We start from the raw sequence: 18,643 nt of genomic DNA on the forward strand, positions 1-18,643 counted from the left end.
AGACCTGCCGGGTCGAGGACATCGTCTGCGTCGCGGTACCCGTCTGGTCCCCGCTCCAGGCGATCTCCCACACGTACGACGCGGTCAACGTGTACGTCCCCGGCTACTTCCACCCGTCCTCGAACCCGCAATGGGGCGTGTCCCAGCCATGGACGTCCGGGTCGTACACCGTCCCCGTCCCCTGGCACACCGTGGACTGCCCATCACCGAGCGACCACTTCACCTGCGACACCTTCGCCGTCGCAGAGATCGTGTACGGGCCGGCAGTGGCCGACGCCGACTTCGACGGCAAGCCCTCGTCACCGACCCACAACCACACCGGCACCCCCACCGTGCCCGTGCACCGGCCGGTCGCGGCCAGGCACGGTGAAGCCTCGATGTCCGGCTTCGTCAGCGTGATCTTGTCCACCGCCCGTTCCCGCACCTGCGTGACCGTCACCCGCGGCGCGACCGGACCACCCTCCGGTGCACCCGCAGCAGGAACTGACACGGTCGTCCCCTGACAACCAGCCGTCGCCGAACCGCCGGCGAGACGAACCCCAGCGCAGGCCGTTGCACTCGCCCCGGCCTGCGCCGACTGCCCCGCCGTCAACGGCTCCGAGGCCGACGCGCCAGAGCCAGCCTGCCGCGGAGGCGGCTGGGCCGGTGTCCGGGTCGGGGTCGACGTTGGGGTCGGAGGCGTCTTGCCGGGGCGAGGTGGAGGCTCGGGGCTGGGGTTGTCCAGCGCTGTCACGTCCCACGCCGCGCCGTTGCGCTGTTTCTCGATCCCGGCCCCAGAAGGCTCGCCCGTCGCATCGGCTGCCGGGGCCGCCACGAAGATGAGCATGAGGGAACCCGTGGTGGCGGCTATTCGTCGCACGGTGCTTCCTCCGCGCGATCGCCGTAGAGGTACTGGGACTCGTCGAGCTGCCACGTCTTGCCGTCGTCAGGAGAGGTGAAGCTCAGAAGGTGAACGTTGTCGTGTGGGCCCTTCGGCAGGGGCTCGCTCGGATCCTCCTGTCGCACGGTCACGTCGACGCCGTCCTTGAAGTACCGGATCGTCGAGACACTGCACTGGTACATCGTCAGGTCCCACCCACCGGGGGCATCCGGGCGAGACTCCGCCGGGTGTGTCCCGGTGATCGTGACCTTCCCCTTCTCGACGACCCCCGCGTCGTTCTGGGCCTGAACTTCTTCGTTGTAGCCCTTGATGAAGCTGTCCGTGGCCCACTCGGTGTCCGTGGGCAAGGGCTTGCTGCCGTCATGTGCCTGGAACTTGGCGTCGACCTTCTTCGCCTCCGCGTACGCGTACTCGTCGTCGTACGTCGTGCTCGACGAGGCGCTCGTGGTGGTGTCGGTGCCTTCACTCTCGCCGCCGCAGCCGGCCAATACCATCAGCACAGCAGCGAGGCTCGCGGTCGCGACGGCGGGGCGGGTGTGCAGACGCATGAGTGTGTCCCTCTCGGTCAAAGCGATGGATCGGTCTTCCCCTGGACCAGTGCCAAACTCTCACGGGCAGGCGTGCCTCGCATCTTGACCCGCCCGGTGGTGGTTGTGGATGAGTACTCCCCACCAAGGGTGTGACTGTCAATCGGCCAAGCACACCACCCACCCTCAACGTCCGTGAACGCGGGTGATGTGCTCCTTCAGCCCCAACACGGCGACGAAGCCGTGCTCGCATTCACGGCACCAATGCAGTTCGCGTGCGTTCTCCCAACGGTCGATCGTGGCTTCCCACCACCAGGCGCGGCTGCCCTCGAGGCCGTCGGCTGCCGGCAGCGTGCCCTTGCGTCGGTAGAGGGAGATCGCCGAGGAGCCCGTCGCGGACGACGACCTCGAGGTGCCGGCCGGCGGAGGTGTCATTTGGCTGCGCGCGACCACACGATCGCCGCCGCGTACTCCGTGCGGGGCAATGCAGCCGGCACCGTGTCGACGCCGATCACCTGGGACGAGGTCGAGGACGTCGAGCCGCGCGACTGCACCATCGCGACCGTGCCGGAGCGCTTCGAGCGGCTGGGCGACCTGCACGCCGAGATCGACGACGTGGCCCACGACGTGACGCCGCTGCTCGAGTGGGCCGAGCGCGACGAGGCCGAGGGGGCCGAGCCGCCCGTGGACCCGGAGGGCTAGCGGCGCAGCGCGGCGTCGAGCCAGTGGTCCAACCCGGGCCGGTCCTCGACGGCATCCGGCGAGACGTCGAGCCAGCTGGGTCCCATGTCCTTGTCCCCCATGAGCGCGACTTGGGCGTACCAAGGTCCGGCGTCGCGGAGGAGCTCCTCGCTCTCGTCGGGGTCGACGCGCACGAGCAGCCCGCCGCCGTTGCGCACCCCCACGAGGATCTCGCCGCCGACGAGGAGGATGAGCGAGCCGAACATCCGTCGCTCGGTCCACTCGATGCCCCGGTCGGCGAGCGCGTCCCGGACCCGGTCGGCCAGCACCTCGTCGATCGCCATGGGACCAGCCTGCCAGTCCGCGCATCTGCCCGGGCGGCTGCGCGCTGACGGGTCAGGACGCGACCGGCGCGGGGTGGCCAGCGCGCTCGGGGTGCGGCAGCCGACGATCGCCGGAGCCTGCTGCACCAGGGTGTCGTCCTCGAGGGCGGCGACCATGAAGAGGGCGAAGTCGACCCGGCGGGTCAGGTTGCTCTCCAGCACCGGGTCACCGACGTGCTCGCTCCACCGCGGCAACCCCTGGCTCTCGCCCTCCTCGAGGTCACTGCCGCGCACGAGGGTCCACGCGCGGTCACTGGCGAAGATCCGCCGCGCCGCCTCGTACTGGTCCTCCATCTCGACGAGACGGGTGACCTTCATGAGTCGGCCGAAGGCCACCGCCGCCCGGATCCGCCACGAGTAGCGGTCCAGGCCGTCACGGGTGATGTGCCAGCCGCACGAGAAGACCAGCCGCGCCCCCGGCGCCGCGTGGTCGAGCACGGCCTGGCGGTCCCCGAGGAGTACTGCTGCACGCCCCACGGCGCGAGGACGGTGAGGACGCCGTCGCAGCCGGCGACCGCGCGACGGGCCACCTCCCGGTCGTTGGTCGCACCGGGCACGATCGTCATGCGGTCGGCCAGGTCGTCGAGCTTGTGGACGCTCCGCTCGCGACAGACCCCGACGACCTCGTACCCCCGCCGCAGTGACTCCTCGACCATGTACCGGCCGAGCTTGCCCGACGCCCCGATGATGCACACCCGCTGGATCGACATGACCGCCTCCATTGCTGTCTTACGCTGTAAGTACGAGGCTAGGCTTACGGTGTAAGCACGTCAAGAGGCGAAGGGAGGCACTCCTGTGCCCCGCAAGCGCACCGCGTCCGCGCGGACCCCGTTGTCACGCGACCGCGTCGTCGACGCCGCGGTCGGGCTCGCCGATGCCGACGGGCTACCAGCGGTCTCGATGCGCGCGGTCGCCGCGCGCCTCGGCGTCGAGGCCATGTCCCTGTACAACCACGTCGCAGGGCGGGAGGGCCTGCTCGACGGCATGGTCGACCGGGTGTTCTCGGAGATCGAGCTCCCCGACCCGGCCACGCCGTGGCGCGAGGCGATGCAGGCCCGGGCGCACTCGGCGCGAGCGGTGCTGCGCCGCCACCCGTGGGCGGTCACCCTCATGGACACCCGCAGCCACCCGGGCCGGGCGACCCTGCGACACCACGACGCGGTCCTGGGGTCATTGCGCTGCAACGGCTTTTCGGTCCGGATGGCCGCCCGGGCGATGTCGCTCATCGACAGCTACGTCTACGGATTCGTACTGCAGGACATCGGACTGCCCTTCAGCGACGCAGACGAGCTGGAGGGCGTCGCCGCGGGCATGATGCAGGACATGGACCTCGCCTCACTGCCGTACCTCGTCGAGGTCATGACCGAGCACGCCCTGCAGCCGGGATACGACTACGCCGCCGAGTTCGACCACGGCCTGGACCTGGTGCTGGGAGCCCTCTCCCCCGACGAGGTGACCTCGTGAGCGAGCTGCTGCCGCACCCGGTGACGGGCGCCCCCTTCGCCTCGCCGGTCGTGCCCGGCACCGGGTGGCCCGATGACCTCGCGACCACCGAGACGCCCGTCGCCCGCACGCCCGCGCAGGTGCCGCGGCTGGCGGCCGGCGCCGTCGGGCAGGACGAGCTCGACGCCCGCATCTCCGTCTGCCGCGCCTGCCCGCGCCTCGTCGCGTGGCGCGAGGAGGTCGCGGTGACCAAGCGCGCCGCCTTCGCCGACCAGCCGTACTGGGGTCGGCCGGTGCCCACGCTCGGACCGCCCGACGCCCCGGTGCTCGTCGTGGGCCTGGCACCGGCCGCCCACGGCGCCAACCGGACCGGACGCAACTTCACCGGCGACCGCTCCGGTGACTGGCTCTACGCGGCGCTGCACCGAGCCGGCTACGCCACGCAGCCGCAGTCGTGGGCCGCCGGCGACGGGCTCGAGCTGCGGGGCGTGCGCATCGTCGCCCCCGTGCGGTGCGCACCGCCGCAGAACAAGCCGACGACCGACGAGAGGCGTTGCTGCGCACCGTGGCTCGATGCCGACCTGGCGAGGAGTGCTCCCTTCGTCCGGTCGATCATGTGCCTGGGCTCGATCGGGTGGGACGCGACGATCGCCGGGGTCCGGCACGCGGGGTGGGAGGTGCCGCGCCCCAAACCGAAGTTCGGGCACGCGGCCCGGGCCACCCTGCGCACCCCGGACGGCCGCGAGGTCGCACTCGTCGGTTGCTACCACGTCAGCCAGCAGAACACCTTCACCGGCAAGCTGACCGAGGAGATGCTCGACGCGGTCATCGCCTCCCTGTGACCCTGCCGCAGGGGTGGCCGACCTCCTATGGTGAGGACCATGACCACCACGACAGCGCTCGTCGTCACCCGCACCGGAGGGCCCGAGGTCCTCGCCCTCGAGGAGCGGGAGGTCCCGCCGCCGGGACCGGGTGAGGCGCTCGTCGAGGTCGCCGCGGGTGGGGTCAACTTCATCGACGCCTACAAGCGCGAGGGCATCTACGCCATGGACCCGCCGTACGTGCAGGGCTTCGAGGCGGCAGGGACGGTGCGCGAGGTCGGCGAGGGCGCTGCGGTGTCCGTGGGCGACCGGGTCGCATGGTCGATGGTCGACGGACTGCACGCCGGACTGGTCCTCGCCGACTCCACGCGACTGCTGCCCGTGCCGGACGAGGTCGACCTCGAGACCGCCTGCGCGGCAACCCTGCAGGGCATGACCGCGCAGTTCCTCGTCACCGACTGCTACCGCGTCGAGGAGGGCACCGTCGCCCTCGTCCACGCCGCCGCCGGTGGGGTCGGGCAGCTGCTGACGCAGATGATCACCAGCCGCGGCGGCACGGTCATCGCGACCGCCGGGTCTGAGGGCAAGCTCGAGATCGCTCGCTCGCGTGGAGCCGCCGAGCTCATCGACTACTCGCAGAGCGAGGACCTCGCCGCCGACATCCGCGCCGCAGCCGACCGGCTCGGTGCCCACGAGGGTGTCGACGTGGTCTACGACGGGGTCGGCAAGTCGACCTTCGACGCCTCGCTCTCGTCGTTGCGACGCCGGGGCATGCTCGTGCTCTTCGGCGGCGCGTCCGGCCAGGTGCCCCCCTTCGACCTGCAGCGACTCAACGCCGGCGGATCGCTCTTCGTCACCCGGCCCAGCCTCGCCCACTACATCGTCGAGACCGAGGAGCTGCAGGCCCGGGGTCGTGAGGTCTTCGGGGACATCGCGGCCGGACGGCTCGACATCGCGATCGGCGGGCGCTACTCCTTCGCGGACGCGGCGCAGGCCTACCGGGCACTCGAGGGGCGCGCGACGACGGGCAAGCTGATCCTCATCCCCTGACGGCGTGTCGTGCTGCAGTTGATGTCGCCGAGCGCGGTGGCGTCGCCATCTGCCGGGGTGCGCTCGGACGCACTGACGCGAACTGCAGTACGACAGACCCCTGTGGACAACTTTGACGGACGGATCGACGGACGCGCCACGCTGTGGTGATGTGCATCGTCCCCCTCATCGTGGCCCAGCACGGCGGCGCGGCCACCCGCGCCCAGGTGCTCGAGGTGACGACAGCGGCGACGCTCGCGAGCGCGCTGCGGTCCGGGGCCGTCGCCCGACACCGGCGCGGGGTCTACGGCCTGCCGGAGGACGGTGCACGATCCACGGCCGCACGACTCGGGGTCCACCTGAGCCACCGGACCGCGGCACTGCAGCACGGGTGGGGCGTACTCCACTCGCCGGACCAACCAGAGGCCATCTCCTCACGCACCCGCCACATCCCGCAGCCGGCCGAGCTCGACCTGCGGTTCCGCACCGTCACCGCGGACGAGCTGGGCCTGCGCACGACCCGGCCGCTGCGTACCGTCATCGACTGTGCGCGCGACCTGCCTCTGCCCGAAGCCCTCGCCGTGGCCGACTCGGCCCTGCGGTCGGGCCTGGTGACCGTTGACGAACTCCTCCGGACGGCACTGCCCCGTACCGGGCGGTCGGCAGCGCGGCGGGTGCTGGACCTGGCCTCGGCAGAGTCCGCCAACCCCTTCGAGTCGGGGCTGCGCGCCCTGGCCATCGAAGCCACGGACGTCGGGTGGGTGGCCCAGCAGACGATCACGGTCCGGGACGGCACGGTGCTGCACGCCGACGTCGGGTGCGCCGGGGTGCGCGTGGCACTCGAGGCCGACAGCCACGAGTTCCACAGGACCCGCAAGGACGTGCGCGAGGACTGCTGGCGACTGAACGAGATGACGATCGCCGGGTGGGTCGTGCTCCGCTTCGCGTGGGAGCACGTGATGTTCAACCCCGACTGGGTCCGGGAGGTCATCGCCTGGGTGGTGCGGCAGCGCGTGTCGTACTGCAGTTCACTCAGCGCGTGACGAGGACTCGGGCCGCGAAGTGGCTCGAGGGGACGAACTGCAGTACGACACGCGGTGGCCCGAGGCCGTGGCTCAGGCGCGGGGGGTCAGGGGCGGCCGGGCGTCACCAGAGGAAGGCGATGGCCGCGTTGACGACCGCGAGGCCGGCGGCGGCCCAGGCGAGGGTCGTGCCGTTTTCCCCACGCTTGGCCTTGGCGTTGCCGATCTCGGCGCAGGCGAGGACGGCGATCATCACGACGAGCTTGGTGCCGATCTTGGCGTGGTTGACCGGGTCGTCACCCGCCTCGGCGATGCCCGTGAGCCCCAGGCCCAGCAGCAGCTGGATGCGCGCGCCCCACACCTGGACCAGGTGCCCGCGGCCGGCGATGACGGGACCGACGACGATCGCCAGCATCGCGATCATGTGCAGGATGTAGAGGACGAGGCGCAGGGCTTCCATGCCGCCCAGCGTAGGCGACCGCGACGGGCGTCTCCTACACCGGGTAGGACTCGCCGCCGGGCACGTGGGGCCAGGCCAGTCGGACCATGTCGACGATCGGCAGGCGACCCACCTCGGCGAGCGGGACCCACGCCGCTGCGGCGGTCGAGCCATCGATCTCGACGACCCGCGCGGGGGTCGGATCGGGGCAGGTGGCGAGGTGGATCAGCCGCACGGCGTGGAAGTCCTCGTGCCGCTGCCCCGCCGACACGTCGCCGATCCAGTGCGCGGCCTGGACCTGGACGAGGGCGTCGACGAGCACGTCCTGGCCGGCCTCCTCCTGCACCTCGCGCACCACCCCGTGGAGCGGGGTCTCGCCGGGGTCGACTCCGCCACCGGGCAGGCTCCATCGGCCGCCGGCGCCACCGACCCAGGGCGCGAGCTGCGACATGAGCAGCCGCCCCTCGTCGACGACGACCGCATAGGCCGCCAGCCGCTGCAGCCTGCGCGCGCCCGACGGTCCGGTGGGGACCTCGGCGGGCGCCGCCGGCTCGACCGGGCGCACCGCGTAGCGCACCTCGACCAGGCCGTCGACGAGCCCACTGCCCACCGGGTCACCGGCCCATCCCCGCTCGGCCAGCACGTCCACGGGGTCGTGCCCGTGCGGCAGGGGCCACCGACCGACCACGGTCCCGTCGTGCACCCCCACGACCACGACCGTCATGCGCCCGCTCGCTCGTACTCGGCGACGGCCAGCTCGACGACCCGGTCCCACGTCTGCGCCGGTGGGGTGCTTCGGTTGTGCCGGGCGATCCGCGAGCGCAGGGTCTCGTCGGCGACGAGCCGCACGAGGGCGTCGGCGAGCCCGGCGTCATCGGCGGCGAGCAGCCCCGAGACCCCGTCGGTCACGACCTCGCGCACCCCGGAGTCGCCGCGCGCGATGACCGGCAACCCGGCCGTGCGTGCCTCGAGTGCCGCGATGCCGAAGGCCTCCAGCCGGGTCGGCGACAGGTAGGCATCGGCACTCGCCCACGCCTGCGCGAGCTCGGCTCGGCTCACCCGCCCGGGCAGCCGCACGACGCCAGCCAGGCCGAGGGCAGCGATCCGTGCCTCGAGCCATGGGCGCAGCGGCCCCTCGCCGTAGACGTCGATCGCCATCGCACCGGGGCCGAGCCGCTCGTGCGCCCGGGCCACGACGGACAGGAGCGCACCGACGCGCTTGCGAGGCGCCAACCGGGAGGCCGTCACGACGTGCACGGGTCGACCGGACCCCACCGGGCCCGAGGGCCACGCCGCCGGGTCGATGCCGTTGGGGAGCACGGCGACGAGCTCCCCCTTCGCCGCCCGTCGCACCCCCTCGCCGGCGAACCCGGAGACCGCCGAGAGCACCGCGCCCCGCTCCACCCACCGCCGCACCGCCGGGCCCATCGGGCGCGCGGCCCGGTCGAGCACGCAGTGCCACGTGAGGGCGGTCGGCAGCCCAAGGCCGGTCGCGACCTCCGCCATGTCCCAGGCGAAGGGAGAGACCACCCCCAGGTGCACGTGCGCCACGTCGAAGCCGCCGTCGGCCAGCAGCCGGCGCGCCTCGGGCACCGCCAAGGGGTTGACCGGCAGACCGAGGGCGAGTGGCGTCGACAGCCGGTGGACCCGGACGTCGTCGGCGCCGTCCCCACCAGCGGTCGCGGTGAGCACCTCGACCTCGTGGCCGGCCCGCACGAGCTGCGCCGCGAGGTCACCGACCTGCGACTCGATCCCGCCGGTGCGCGGCGGGTAGCAGTCGGAGAGCAGCGCGACCTTCACGGCTCCAAGGGTGCCACGGGCCGGTGTGGCAGGGTTTCACCCGATGGACTCCGCAGCCCGCACCCTCGTGGTCTTCCACGCCCATCCCGACGACGAGGCACTGCTCACGGCCGGGACGATGGCCCGTGCCGCCGCGGAGGGCCACCGGGTCGTGCTCGTCGTGGCCACCGACGGCGCCCTGGGGCTGACCGACGAGACCGAGTTCGGCGCCGCCGGCGACGCCCTCGCCGCCACCCGCAGTCGCGAGCTCGCCGCCAGCGCAAGGGCGCTCGGCGTCGCGCGCACCGTCGAGCTCGGCCACGCCGACAGCGGCAGCGGGCCCGAGGTGTGGCCCGACCCTCCGGGTGGGCGACGGTTCGTGCGAGTACCGGTCGACGAGGCGGCGAGCGCCCTCGCCGACGTGCTCGTCGAGGAGGGCGCCGACGTCCTGACGACCTATGACCCGAGCGGCGGCTACGGCCACCGCGACCACGTGCGCGTGCACGAGGTCGGCGCCCGAGCCGCCGAGTTGGCCCGCGAGCGCGGGCTGCCCGTGCGCGTGCTGTGGGCCACCGTCCCGCGCGACCTCATCTGCCGCGCGATCGACCTCGTGGCCAGGGTCTACCGCTTCCCGCCGGAGTTCGACCGCAGCAGCTTCGACCGCGCCTTCTCCGCCAAAGCCGACATCACCCACCGCATCCCGGTGCGCCGCTACGCGGGTGCCAAGAGGGCCGCGATGCGCGCCCACGCCAGCCAGGCCTCCGACGGCGGGGGCGGCGACCGCACGCTCGGCATGCTCGTGCGCATCCCCCGCCCGATCTACGACCTCGTCTTCGGCCGCGAGTGGTTCGTCGACCCGGACGCCCCGGCGGGCACCGCCCGCACCGACGTCTTCGAGGGGCTGTCGTGACGGCGGCGCCGACCGAGCCGACCAAGCCGGCCACCCCGACGAGCCGGCGGTCCTCCCCCTTCGTCCGGGGGCTGCAGATCTGCCTCGGCCTCGGGCTCGCGATCGCCATGCTCGGCTGGGGACTGCCGTACTTCGCCAAGACCTCGTGGGCGGAGGTCTTCGACGTGCTCGGCACCGTGCCGGTGTGGAAGGCCGCGCTCTTCATGGCCCTCGTCGTCGCCGGGCTGTACTGCTACACCTTCGTGATGACGGGCGCGATGCAGGGCCTGAGCCATCTGCGCGCCCTCATCCTCAACGTCTGCGGGTCGTCCGTGTCCAACCTGCTGCCCGGCGGCGGCGCCGTGGGGCTCGCGGCGACCTACTCGATCGCCAAGTCCTGGGGCTTCTCCGCCGCCTCCGTCACGACGATGGCCGTGGTGACCGGCGTGTGGAATGTCCTCGCCCGGGTCGCCCTCCCCATCATCGCCGTGCTCGGGCTCGCCTGGGGTGCCACGGACTTGCCGACGGCCATGCGCGAGGCCGCCTGGGCCGCGGTCCTGTCGGGCACGGCGATCGTCGTGGTCTTCGCGCTGGCCGTCGGGACCGACGCGGGAGCCCGCCAGCTCGGCCGCGGCATCGACCGGCTGGTCCGGCTCGTCCGACGCGGCCACGGCGACACCGTCGAGGCGGGCCTGATCGGGCTGCGGTCCCGCACCGCCGAGACCGTGCGCACCGGCTGGCTGTCGATGACCCTGGGGATGGTCGGCTTCTTCGGTCTCTACTACGTGCTCTTCCTGCTGTGCGCGCAGACCACCGGCATCGAGCTGCCCTTCGGCCAGCTCTTCGCGGCCTATGCGATCGGCCGGCTGCTCACCGCCGTCGGCGTCACCCCCGGCGGCCTGGGCGTCACCGAGACGGGCACGGCCGCGGCGCTCGTCGCCTGGGGTGCCGACCCGGCGTCGGCGATGGCCGGGGTGGTGCTCTTCTCGATCTTCACGCACTTCATGGAGATCCCGCTGGGCGCGCTCGGCTGGATCGCCTGGAGCCTCATGCCCCGGGCCAGCGCCCGGGAGCGGGCCGCGACGGAGGCCTGATCGCCCCGCTCACCGGGCTCAGCCGACGAGTCGCCGCACCTGCCGGCTCTGGGCCTGCCGCGCCACCTCGTCGTCGAGCTGCTCCGGCGCAAAGTCCCGCCCGGTCGCCAGCTCGGCCGCCCACCCGATGAGGGTGTCGGCGAGTCGCGGGTTGGCCGGGAGGATCGGGCCGTGCAGGTAGGAGCCGATGACGTGGCCGGTGACGGCGCCCTCGGTGCCGTCGGCGCCGTTGTTGCCCATGCCGTGCCGCACCCGACCGAAGGGGGCCTGGCCCGCCCCGAGCGTCGTCGAGCCCGAGTGGTTTTCGTACCCCACGACGTCACCGTGGTCGGTGGTGAGGACGACCGGCCCGATCATCCTCTTCTCGTTGCCCTGGGTGGTCACGTCGAGGATCCCCAGGCCCGGCAGGCGCTGCCCCTCGACGGTGACGAAGGCATTGCCGAAGAGCTGGTACATGCCGCAGATCATGAGCATCGGGGTCCCGTCGGCGGCCAGCGAGCGCAGCCGCTCGGCGATCCGCTCGAGGTCCTCCTCGACCTTGGCCTGGCCGGAGTCCTGCCCACCGCCGCCCACGACGAGGTGGGCCTGCTCGGGGAAGGGCTGGCCGGGGTGGTGCTGGTGGACCACGGGCACGTAGCCGTGCCGGCGAATGCGTGCGGCCAGGCAGCGGGTGTTGCCCAGGTCGCCGTAGATGCTCATCTCGCGCGGGTACAGGTGCACGAGGTGGATCTCGCCCTTGCCCTCGTGGCCGGGGTCGGCGGGCAGTGCGGACCCGGTCGGCTCACCGAGGATCGGGATGTCGAGGCTGGCGTCACTCATCACTGGGCTCCCTCGGGCGCGTCGACGCCCATCTCCGGCAGGTCGTAGCGCTCACCGAGCATGCGGCGCAGCGCGAGCATCGCCGTGTAGGTGCAGAAGATCCGCTTGGGCTCGTCGCGGTGGTCGGCGAGGAAGCGGTCGAGGGCGGCCGCGAGGTCGACCTCGGTATCGGCGACGGGCACGTCGTCGTACTGCAGCCGCAGGGCCATGTCCCAGCCACGCACGCCGCTGGTGATGGCAACTCCCTTGTCGCGCAAGGACTCGAAGCTCACGTCGTAGAGCCACGAGACGTCGCGACCGTCGGCGTAGTCGTCGTTGATCGCGACCATCGTGGCGACCGGCGTCGAGCCGTAGGTGCCGAGCGCGACGGTGAAGCCGGCGGGGTTCTTGACCAAGACCAGCTCGAGCGGGGTCCCGTCGGCGTCGACGACCTCACCGCGGCCGAAGGGGGGCGCGACCGTCCGCAGCGCCTGCTCGGCGGCGTCGGTGCGGAAGCCGTCGCCGAGGAGGGCGCGGGCGGTGGCCGTCGCGGCCGTGGCGTTGATCATCGCGGCGAGGCCGCGCTGGCGCAGGGAGACGGGGCCGACGCGGCCCCCTTCGCCCTGCTCGCCGAAGAGCACGCTCAGCTCGTGCTCGTCGACCGGCTGCAGGAGTGCGTCGTGCGGGCCGACCGGCGGCGGGGTGTAGGTGTCGTGGCCGCGGGCGTCGTGCTCCTGCAGCTCGCCGAGCCGGTCGGCGATCGTGGCGTCGAGGCCGAACCACGCGATGTCGAGGCCGCTCACCGTCGTCGCGATGCGGTTGACGAAGGGGTCGTCGCGGTTGAGCACGACGCCCTGCGTCGTCATGCCGGCCAGCTGCGTGAGCAGGCCTGCGGTGTGGTCGATCTCGGCGAAGCGGTCGAGCTGGTCGCGCGCGACGTTGAGCAGCAGGGCGTGGGTCGGTGCGACGGCCCGGGCGAAGTGCAGGGCGTGCGCCTCGTCGAGCTCGAGGACGGCGATGTCGGCCTGGAGTCGGCCGCGGTGGAGTCGCTCGGCGAGCAGGGCGGAGATGACGCCACGCGTGAAGTTGCTGCCGGTGGGGTTGGTGAAGACGGTGCGGCCGTGGGCCCGCAGCAGCGCGACGAGCATCTTGGTCGTCGTCGTCTTGCCGTTGGTGCCGGAGACGACGACGATCCCGCCCGGGACGTCGCCGAGGGCGTGGGCGAGGAATCCGGGGTCGATCTTCTCCGCCACGAGGCCCGGCAGCGCCGAGCCGCCGGAGCCTCCTCCGCGGAGGCGGGCGGCGCGACGGGCGGTCTTGCCGGCGAAGGCGGCGACTGCGGTCTTGAGCACCGACTCACCCTAACGGCGCGGAGGCTCCCGGCCGTGCAGCGAAGTCGGCGCTGCGCGTCTGACCGGAGCGCTCGGCGATGGCGTCCATCACCTCGTCGGTGATCGCGCGCAGCAGCTTGCCCTTGACGTGCTGGGCCTCGAGGGCGGCGACGTCGACCGGCGGGGCGAAGCGAACCGTCACGCGGTGCGGGCGGATACCCCGCGCGTCGACGGGCTGTGCCCGGTCGGTGCCGATGAGGGCGCAGGGGACGACCGGTGCGCCGGAGGCCAACGCCAGCCGGCCGACGCCGGTGCGGCCCTTGTGCAGCAGTCCGTCGCGGCTGCGGGTGCCCTCCGGGTAGATGCCGAAGGCCCCGCCGGTCGCGAGGTGCTCCTCGGCGAGCTCGAGCGAGCGCGCTGCGGCGCGGGCGTCGGAGCGGTCGACGGGGATCATCCCGCCGAACTCGCCGAACCACAGCCGGCCGAGCCAGCCCGTGACCCCCGTGCCGGTGACGTACTCGGCCTTGCCGAGGAAGCCGACCTTGCGGCCGGCGGCGAGCGGGATGACCAGCGAGTCGATGAAGCTCAGGTGGTTGCTCGCGATGATCACCGGGCCGGTGGTCGGGACGTGCTCGGCACCCTCGACCCGCAGGCGCACCCACGCCCGCAGCGGTGGCCCCACGACGACCCGCCGCAGGAGCCACTCCAGGACGCGCATCGCCGGGTTGCTGCTCACCCGGCCAGCGTAGGCCAGCGTCACTTCGCCGATTGGCGCGCGTCCGGCCGATGGGCGAGCATGCGCCCATGACGACGCCGCCTCCCCCGCACCCGCCGCAGCAGCCGCACGGCCACCAACCCCAAGGCCAGCCGCCGCACGGTCAGCAAGTGATGCCGGTGTCCGGTCCGCAGGCGAGCACGATGCAGCCCCCGCCGGGGCACGGAGCGCTGCTGCTCACCCTGCAGGGCAATGCCTTCACCACCGGCCTGACGCCGACGGTGCACATCGACGGCTACCCGGTGCCGGCCGCCTTCGGGCCGAACTTCTTCCCCCTTCGTCCCGGGAGGCACCACGTCCACGTGCACGCGCAGTGGATGCGGCAGTACGGCCAGGCCGACCTGGCCCTCGAGGTCCACGCGGGGCAGACGGTGCCGGGCTTCTACGCGGTGCCGTGGCACCAGTTCACGACCGGGTCGATCGGCCACGAGCGGCAGTCGCGCAAGGGCGTGGGCGTGCTGATCGCGGTCATCCTCGCGACCGTGGCGATCATCTGCCTCTGCGGCCTCGGCAGCGTGCTGGCCTCCGCCTGACGAAGGGGGGTCAGCTCGCGTGGTCGTCGGGCTGGGCCACGACCAGTGCTCGGCCCAGCACGTCGGGTCCACCTCGGACGTCGTCACGAAGGCCGGGTCCGCGGCCCACGTCTCCCGCAGCGCGGCCACCGTGGCACCCCGGTAGCGGACCACCGCACCATCGATCTCCCCGGTGACGATGCGGCAGGGCATCGCGCCAGTCCTGTGTGAAGCCCTCCAGGTCATCGCCCGACCGGGTGTCTGCCAAGGTCGCCAGTTGCGCCTGCCCACTCGATCGCACGTCGTCGACGCGCTGCCCGAGCCCCATCATCGTGCGCGCGAACTCGTAGACGCGGACGGGGTCCATCCCCTCTGTCACGCACTCCCCTTCCGGGGGATCAGCTCGCGTCGTCGCCGGCCACGACCGGGGTGGTGAGGAGCTCGGGGTGTGCGTTCAGCCCGTTGTCGGCGTCCGTCGACACCCTGCCGGACTGCGCCTGCCGCCACGCGTCCCAGCGCTCCCTCAAGGTCGCTGGCGTGATGCCGCGGTAGTGGACGCGGCCCGCTGCGAGGTCGCCGACGACGATCCGGGCATCGGAGAGCACGTGGACCATCGACGTCTCGATGGTGCCGTCGGCTGCCGTCGTCGCCAGGTTGCCGATGTAGGCGGTGTCGTCGAGGAAGCGCAGCTGCTGGGTGATCTCGATGCTTGCGGCCTCCAGCTGGGTCTCGGTCAGCGTGATGTCGAGGTCCAACGGCTCGACCGACTCTGCTCTCTCGGGGAGTTGGAATCGCTCGAGGAAGAGGTCACGCTCGGCATCGTCGAGGCGCACCAGGCTCAGTGCGTGGTAGCCCTGCGGCGAGATCCCCTCGCGAAGGTAGAGCGCCCCCCGCACGTGCCGCAGCACGTACCAGGTCTCGCCGAGTAGGCTACGAGTCGGATACCCCGGCAACCATGGGGAGCAATCCCCGACTAACGTGGTCGCCCATGCAACCACCGCCGGGGCCCCAGGGGTACCTTGCTGTCGTCCTCACCCCGACGACGATCCCGCAACCGGTGCGGTGCTGGATCAACGGTCACGAGGTCTTCAGCCACGAGATCCGCGGGGCGACCGTCCCAGTCCCCGCGGGTCGGTACGAGATCACCTGCGAGGCACAGGGCAGAGGCGGCTTCGGCAAGGCCTCGATCACTGCAGACATCGTCCCCGGCCAGACGGTGACCGTCCACTACGCGGCACCACACTCACACATCTCGCGCGGGGCGATCGGCTTTGCCCCGCAGACGCGTCACTGGGGGCTCGACCTGCGTCAGATCGCTGTCAGCCTCGGCGGGGCCGTGGCCCTGATCTGCCTGTGCGGTGGCATCGGCGTGCTCTGGGAGCGCCTCGCCAGCTGACGCAGGGCGCGCCGTCACTCCCACTCGATGGTGCCCGGCGGCTTGCTCGTCACGTCGAGCACGACCCGGTTGACCTCTGCGACCTCGTTGGTGATGCGCGTGGAGATCTGCGCCAGCACGTCACCCGGCACGCGGGTCCAGTCGGCGGTCATCGCGTCCTCCGACGAGACGGGGCGCAGCACGATCGGGTGGCCGTAGGTGCGGCCGTCGCCCTGGACACCCACCGAGCGGACGTCGGCGAGCAGGACGACAGGGCACTGCCAGATCTCCTTGTCGAGGCCGGCGGCGGTCAGCTCCTCGCGGGCGATCGCGTCGGCGCGGCGCAGGATGTCGAGGTTGTGCTCGGTGACCTCGCCGATGATGCGGATGCCCAGCCCCGGCCCGGGGAAGGGCTGGCGGTCGACGATCGGGTCGGGCACACCGAGCTCGCGACCGACCTGACGCACCTCGTCCTTGAAGAGGGCGCGCAGCGGCTCGATGAGCTTGAACTGCAGGTCGTCGGGCAGACCGCCCACGTTGTGGTGCGACTTGATGTTGGCCGCACCCGTGCCGCCGCCGGACTCGACGACGTCGGGATAGAGCGTGCCTTGGACGAGCCACTTGACCGGGTGACCCGACTCGTCGCCCTCGCCGACGACGTCGCGGGCGGCCTGCTCGAAGACGCGGATGAACTCGCGGCCGATGATCTTGCGCTTGTCCTCGGGGTCGGTGACCCCGGCGAGCGCGCCGAGGAAGCGCTCCTTGGCGTCGACGACGACGAGCTTCACCCCGGTCGCGGCGACGAACTCCTCCTCGACCTGCTCGGCCTCGCCCTGCCGCAGCAGGCCGTGGTCGACGAAGACGCAGGTCAGCTGCTCGCCGACGGCGCGCTGCACGAGCGCCGCCGCGACAGAGGAGTCGACCCCGCCGGAGAGGGCGCAGAGCACGCGGTCCTCGCCGACGGTCTCGCGGATGAGCTCGACCTGCTCGTCGATGACATTGTCGGCGGTCCAGTTTGGGCTCAGCCCGGCGCCACGGAGGAGGAAGTTCTCGAGGACGGGCTGGCCGAAGGTCGAGTGCAGCACCTCGGGGTGCCACTGCACCCCGTAGAGGCGCCGCTCGTCGTCCTCGAAGGCCGCGACCGGCGCTCCGGAGGTGCTCGCGGTGACCCGCATGCCCTCGGGCGCCTCGGTGACCGAGTCGCCGTGGCTCATCCACACCGACTGCTCGGCGGGCTGGCCGTTGAAGAGCGTGGACTCGCGGTCGCTCACCTGCGCGCGGGTCGAGCCGTACTCGCGCAGACCGGTCCGCTCGACGGTGCCGCCGAGCGCCTGGACCATCGCCTGGAAGCCGTAGCACATGCCGAAGACCGGGACCCCGGCCTCGAGCAGCGTCACGTCGAGCGAGGGGGCGTCCTCGGCGTAGACCGACGAGGGGCCGCCGGAGAGGATCACCGCGGCCGGCTCCTTGGCGAGGATCTCGGCCACGGGCATCGTGTGCGGCACGACCTCGCTGTAGATCTTCGCCTCACGCACGCGGCGGGCGATGAGCTGGGCGTACTGGGCGCCGTAGTCGACGACGAGGACCGGCGAGGTCTTCAGCGAGTCGACCGGGGAGGTCTGCGAGAGGGATTCCGTCACCCGCACAGGTTACCGGGGCGCAGCCCCTCCCCCTTCGCCCGTCCCGGACCGCGCATCTCCCCGGGGAAATGCAAAGTCTTGACGTCGAGAGGTTGCATTGCCGTAGGGCAATGCAGACACAGGGGTCAGGAGATGAGCGGGGTGACCTCGCGGACGACGCGGCGCTCCTCGACGAAGGCGAGGAAGGGGATGCAGGCGAGCAGGAGGATGAGGATCATCCGGCCGACCGACCAGCCGACCTTGAAGCCGAGGTTGGCCGTGGCGACGGCGAAGACCATGAAGATCAGACCGTGCACCGGCGACCACCAGGCGAGCACGTCGTTGTCCATGCCGTACTTGAGGACCATCTCGACGATGAGGACGAACATCGCCAGACCGGCGATGACGGCGGTGACCCGGAAGAAGGACAACGCGGTCGCGATCGCCCTCGGGTCGGCCGTCCCGGCCCTGGTCTCGTTGCTCACGTGCTCTCCTCCGTGCTCACGGCGGACTCGTCCGCCTCGTCCTTGCGCGCCGCCTGGCGCACCATCTTGGTCCACATCCACAGTGCGAAGGCCGAGAACAGCCACCACTGGAAGGCGTACATCACGTTGCGCCACTGCAGCGAGGTGTCGGGCAGCGGCGGGGGGACCCGCTGGACCCCCTTTGCCCCGGCCTCGCCGTCCTCGGTGACGGCGAAGACGAACCCGTTGTAGATGTCACCGTCCCAGACGTTGACCAGCTGGGCGATGTCGACCGAGGTCAGCTCGCCGTCGGCGCTGCCGCCGGACTCGTCCGGTGCCTCCGGTGGTGCCAACGAGCCGACGAGGTCGATGGTTCCGGACGGAGGCGAAGGGGGGTCCTCCCCCGGCGCGATCCAGCCCCGGACCACGGCCAGGTTGGCCCCGGACTCCGCGACGACGAAGCGGTCGAGGACCCAGGCGACGCGTTGGTCGTCGAAGCGGCGGTTGACCACCAGCAGCGACTCGCCGGTGTACTCACCGCGCGTCGAGACCCGTTGTCCCGAGCCGTCGTCGGGGAAGGACTCGTGCGGTCCGACGACGTCCGCCAGCGGCCGCACCGGCCGCTCCTGGACCTCGCGGACCGCGTCGGCCCGGGCGACGTCGTGCGCCACGGACCACTGCCAGCGGCCGGCGACGATGCCGAGAGCGGCGAGGACGAGTGCCACGACGAGCAGCCCCAGCCAGCGGGGTCGAAGGGCGGTCCTGAGCACCCGCTCAGGCTA

At 72.1% G+C, this 18,643-nt stretch carries 23 protein-coding genes and 1 pseudogene; 11 read left to right on the forward strand and 13 right to left on the reverse strand.

Annotated elements, in window-relative coordinates; all coding sequences use genetic code 11:
• Positions 1-503 (forward strand): hypothetical protein (locus tag JAN01S_RS17065; protein ID WP_169797163.1); only part of this gene is annotated, 503 nt, incomplete at its 5' end.
• 343 nt (positions 504-846) lie between these two features.
• Here the strand turns inward: JAN01S_RS17065 and JAN01S_RS04250 are convergent.
• Entirely contained in the window at positions 847-1,428 is a 582-nt protein-coding gene (locus JAN01S_RS04250) for a hypothetical protein (RefSeq protein WP_068314199.1), read from the reverse strand.
• A 420-nt stretch (positions 1,429-1,848) separates the two neighbouring features.
• On the opposite strand from JAN01S_RS04250, the pseudogene ligD reads away from it, so the two are divergent.
• Positions 1,849-2,109 (forward strand): annotated as a pseudogene (gene ligD / locus JAN01S_RS04260) (non-homologous end-joining DNA ligase LigD); the annotation flags it as partial.
• On the opposite strand, the gene JAN01S_RS17355 reads toward ligD, so the two are convergent.
• On the reverse strand, positions 2,106-2,789 hold the full coding sequence (locus tag JAN01S_RS17355) for a TfoX/Sxy family protein (protein ID WP_217999999.1): 684 nt from the start codon (positions 2,787-2,789) through the stop codon (positions 2,106-2,108). The pseudogene ligD and the gene JAN01S_RS17355 overlap by 4 nt on opposite strands.
• The gene (locus JAN01S_RS17360) at positions 2,786-3,181 is read right to left on the reverse strand and encodes an NAD(P)H-binding protein (RefSeq protein WP_218000000.1); all 396 of its coding nucleotides are present in this window, start codon (positions 3,179-3,181) and stop codon (positions 2,786-2,788) included. Before JAN01S_RS17360 ends, JAN01S_RS17355 begins: the two co-directional genes overlap by 4 nt.
• 85 nt (positions 3,182-3,266) lie before the next feature.
• Between JAN01S_RS17360 and JAN01S_RS04270 the strand changes: the two genes are divergently transcribed.
• From JAN01S_RS04270 to JAN01S_RS04285, 4 genes are all read left to right on the forward strand, one after another.
• Positions 3,267-3,935: a TetR/AcrR family transcriptional regulator gene (locus JAN01S_RS04270; RefSeq protein ID WP_068314207.1), complete on the forward strand. Its 669-nt coding sequence runs from the start codon at positions 3,267-3,269 to the stop codon at positions 3,933-3,935.
• Positions 3,932-4,756 carry a uracil-DNA glycosylase gene (locus JAN01S_RS04275; protein WP_068314210.1) on the forward strand — a complete coding sequence of 275 codons (825 nt, stop codon included), beginning with the start codon at positions 3,932-3,934 and terminating at the stop codon, positions 4,754-4,756. The genes JAN01S_RS04270 and JAN01S_RS04275 overlap by 4 nt, the downstream gene beginning before the upstream one ends.
• A 39-nt stretch (positions 4,757-4,795) precedes the next feature.
• Positions 4,796-5,785, forward strand: a complete 990-nt coding sequence (locus JAN01S_RS04280) for a quinone oxidoreductase family protein (protein ID WP_068314213.1) — start codon at positions 4,796-4,798, stop codon at positions 5,783-5,785.
• Between the two features lie 149 nt (positions 5,786-5,934).
• Positions 5,935-6,807, forward strand: coding sequence for a DUF559 domain-containing protein (locus JAN01S_RS04285; protein ID WP_157075593.1), 873 nt, complete (start codon positions 5,935-5,937; stop codon positions 6,805-6,807).
• 103 nt (positions 6,808-6,910) lie between these two features.
• On the opposite strand, the gene JAN01S_RS04290 is transcribed toward JAN01S_RS04285, so the two are convergent.
• Genes JAN01S_RS04290 through JAN01S_RS04300 form a run of 3 tightly spaced genes read right to left on the reverse strand, consistent with a single transcriptional unit; the run spans position 6,911 to position 9,025 of the window.
• Positions 6,911-7,246 (reverse strand): hypothetical protein, encoded by a 336-nt coding sequence (locus JAN01S_RS04290; protein ID WP_068314219.1) that lies wholly within the window; start codon positions 7,244-7,246, stop codon positions 6,911-6,913.
• Positions 7,247-7,280: 34 nt separating this feature from the next.
• A complete protein-coding gene (locus tag JAN01S_RS04295) occupies positions 7,281-7,949 on the reverse strand; it encodes an NUDIX hydrolase (RefSeq protein ID WP_068314222.1) in 669 nt (222 codons plus the stop codon).
• The gene (locus JAN01S_RS04300) at positions 7,946-9,025 is read right to left on the reverse strand and encodes a glycosyltransferase family 4 protein (protein ID WP_068314225.1); all 1,080 of its coding nucleotides are present in this window, start codon (positions 9,023-9,025) and stop codon (positions 7,946-7,948) included. Before JAN01S_RS04300 ends, JAN01S_RS04295 begins: the two co-directional genes overlap by 4 nt.
• A 43-nt stretch (positions 9,026-9,068) precedes the next feature.
• On the opposite strand from JAN01S_RS04300, the gene JAN01S_RS04305 reads away from it, so the two are divergent.
• Both JAN01S_RS04305 and JAN01S_RS04310 read left to right on the forward strand, forming a co-directional pair.
• Complete coding sequence (locus JAN01S_RS04305; RefSeq protein WP_068314228.1) at positions 9,069-9,914, forward strand: PIG-L deacetylase family protein; 846 nt, start codon at positions 9,069-9,071, stop codon at positions 9,912-9,914.
• Positions 9,911-10,987, forward strand: a complete 1,077-nt coding sequence (locus tag JAN01S_RS04310) for a lysylphosphatidylglycerol synthase transmembrane domain-containing protein (RefSeq protein ID WP_084360025.1) — start codon at positions 9,911-9,913, stop codon at positions 10,985-10,987. The genes JAN01S_RS04305 and JAN01S_RS04310 overlap by 4 nt, the downstream gene beginning before the upstream one ends.
• A gap of 18 nt (positions 10,988-11,005) precedes the next feature.
• Here JAN01S_RS04310 and JAN01S_RS04315 read toward each other — a convergent pair whose 3' ends face one another.
• The 3 genes from JAN01S_RS04315 to JAN01S_RS04325 are packed head-to-tail and all read right to left on the reverse strand — an operon-like array spanning position 11,006 to position 13,852.
• Positions 11,006-11,806, reverse strand: a complete 801-nt coding sequence (locus JAN01S_RS04315) for a type 1 glutamine amidotransferase (protein WP_084360026.1) — start codon at positions 11,804-11,806, stop codon at positions 11,006-11,008.
• Positions 11,806-13,137, reverse strand: coding sequence for a Mur ligase family protein (locus JAN01S_RS04320; protein WP_068314231.1), 1,332 nt, complete (start codon positions 13,135-13,137; stop codon positions 11,806-11,808). Before JAN01S_RS04320 ends, JAN01S_RS04315 begins: the two co-directional genes overlap by 1 nt.
• 4 nt (positions 13,138-13,141) lie before the next feature.
• On the reverse strand, positions 13,142-13,852 hold the full coding sequence (locus JAN01S_RS04325; protein ID WP_084360031.1) for a lysophospholipid acyltransferase family protein: 711 nt from the start codon (positions 13,850-13,852) through the stop codon (positions 13,142-13,144).
• 68 nt (positions 13,853-13,920) lie between these two features.
• On the opposite strand from JAN01S_RS04325, the gene JAN01S_RS04330 reads away from it, so the two are divergent.
• Positions 13,921-14,424, forward strand: a complete 504-nt coding sequence (locus tag JAN01S_RS04330; RefSeq protein WP_157075594.1) for a hypothetical protein — start codon at positions 13,921-13,923, stop codon at positions 14,422-14,424.
• Between the two features lie 19 nt (positions 14,425-14,443).
• The gene (locus JAN01S_RS17635) at positions 14,444-14,569 is read left to right on the forward strand and encodes a hypothetical protein (RefSeq protein ID WP_280513172.1); all 126 of its coding nucleotides are present in this window, start codon (positions 14,444-14,446) and stop codon (positions 14,567-14,569) included.
• 232 nt (positions 14,570-14,801) lie between these two features.
• Here JAN01S_RS17635 and JAN01S_RS04335 read toward each other — a convergent pair whose 3' ends face one another.
• Complete coding sequence (locus JAN01S_RS04335; protein ID WP_068314238.1) at positions 14,802-15,311, reverse strand: hypothetical protein; 510 nt, start codon at positions 15,309-15,311, stop codon at positions 14,802-14,804.
• Positions 15,312-15,391: 80 nt separating this feature from the next.
• Between JAN01S_RS04335 and JAN01S_RS04340 the strand changes: the two genes are divergently transcribed.
• Positions 15,392-15,799: an SRPBCC family protein gene (locus tag JAN01S_RS04340; protein ID WP_157075595.1), complete on the forward strand. Its 408-nt coding sequence runs from the start codon at positions 15,392-15,394 to the stop codon at positions 15,797-15,799.
• 14 nt (positions 15,800-15,813) lie between these two features.
• Here JAN01S_RS04340 and guaA read toward each other — a convergent pair whose 3' ends face one another.
• The 3 genes from guaA to JAN01S_RS04355 all read right to left on the reverse strand — a co-directional run bounded on the left by guaA (position 15,814) and on the right by JAN01S_RS04355 (position 18,631).
• The gene (gene guaA / locus JAN01S_RS04345; RefSeq protein WP_068314245.1) at positions 15,814-17,418 is read right to left on the reverse strand and encodes a glutamine-hydrolyzing GMP synthase; all 1,605 of its coding nucleotides are present in this window, start codon (positions 17,416-17,418) and stop codon (positions 15,814-15,816) included.
• A 125-nt stretch (positions 17,419-17,543) separates the two neighbouring features.
• Complete coding sequence (locus JAN01S_RS04350) at positions 17,544-17,882, reverse strand: DUF3817 domain-containing protein (protein ID WP_068314248.1); 339 nt, start codon at positions 17,880-17,882, stop codon at positions 17,544-17,546.
• Complete coding sequence (locus JAN01S_RS04355) at positions 17,879-18,631, reverse strand: SURF1 family protein (protein ID WP_084360027.1); 753 nt, start codon at positions 18,629-18,631, stop codon at positions 17,879-17,881. The genes JAN01S_RS04350 and JAN01S_RS04355 overlap by 4 nt, the downstream gene beginning before the upstream one ends.
• Between the last annotated feature and the right edge of the window lie 12 nt (positions 18,632-18,643).

Source organism: Janibacter anophelis NBRC 107843, from assembly GCF_001570945.1.
Lineage (GTDB): Bacteria > Actinomycetota > Actinomycetes > Actinomycetales > Dermatophilaceae > Janibacter > Janibacter anophelis.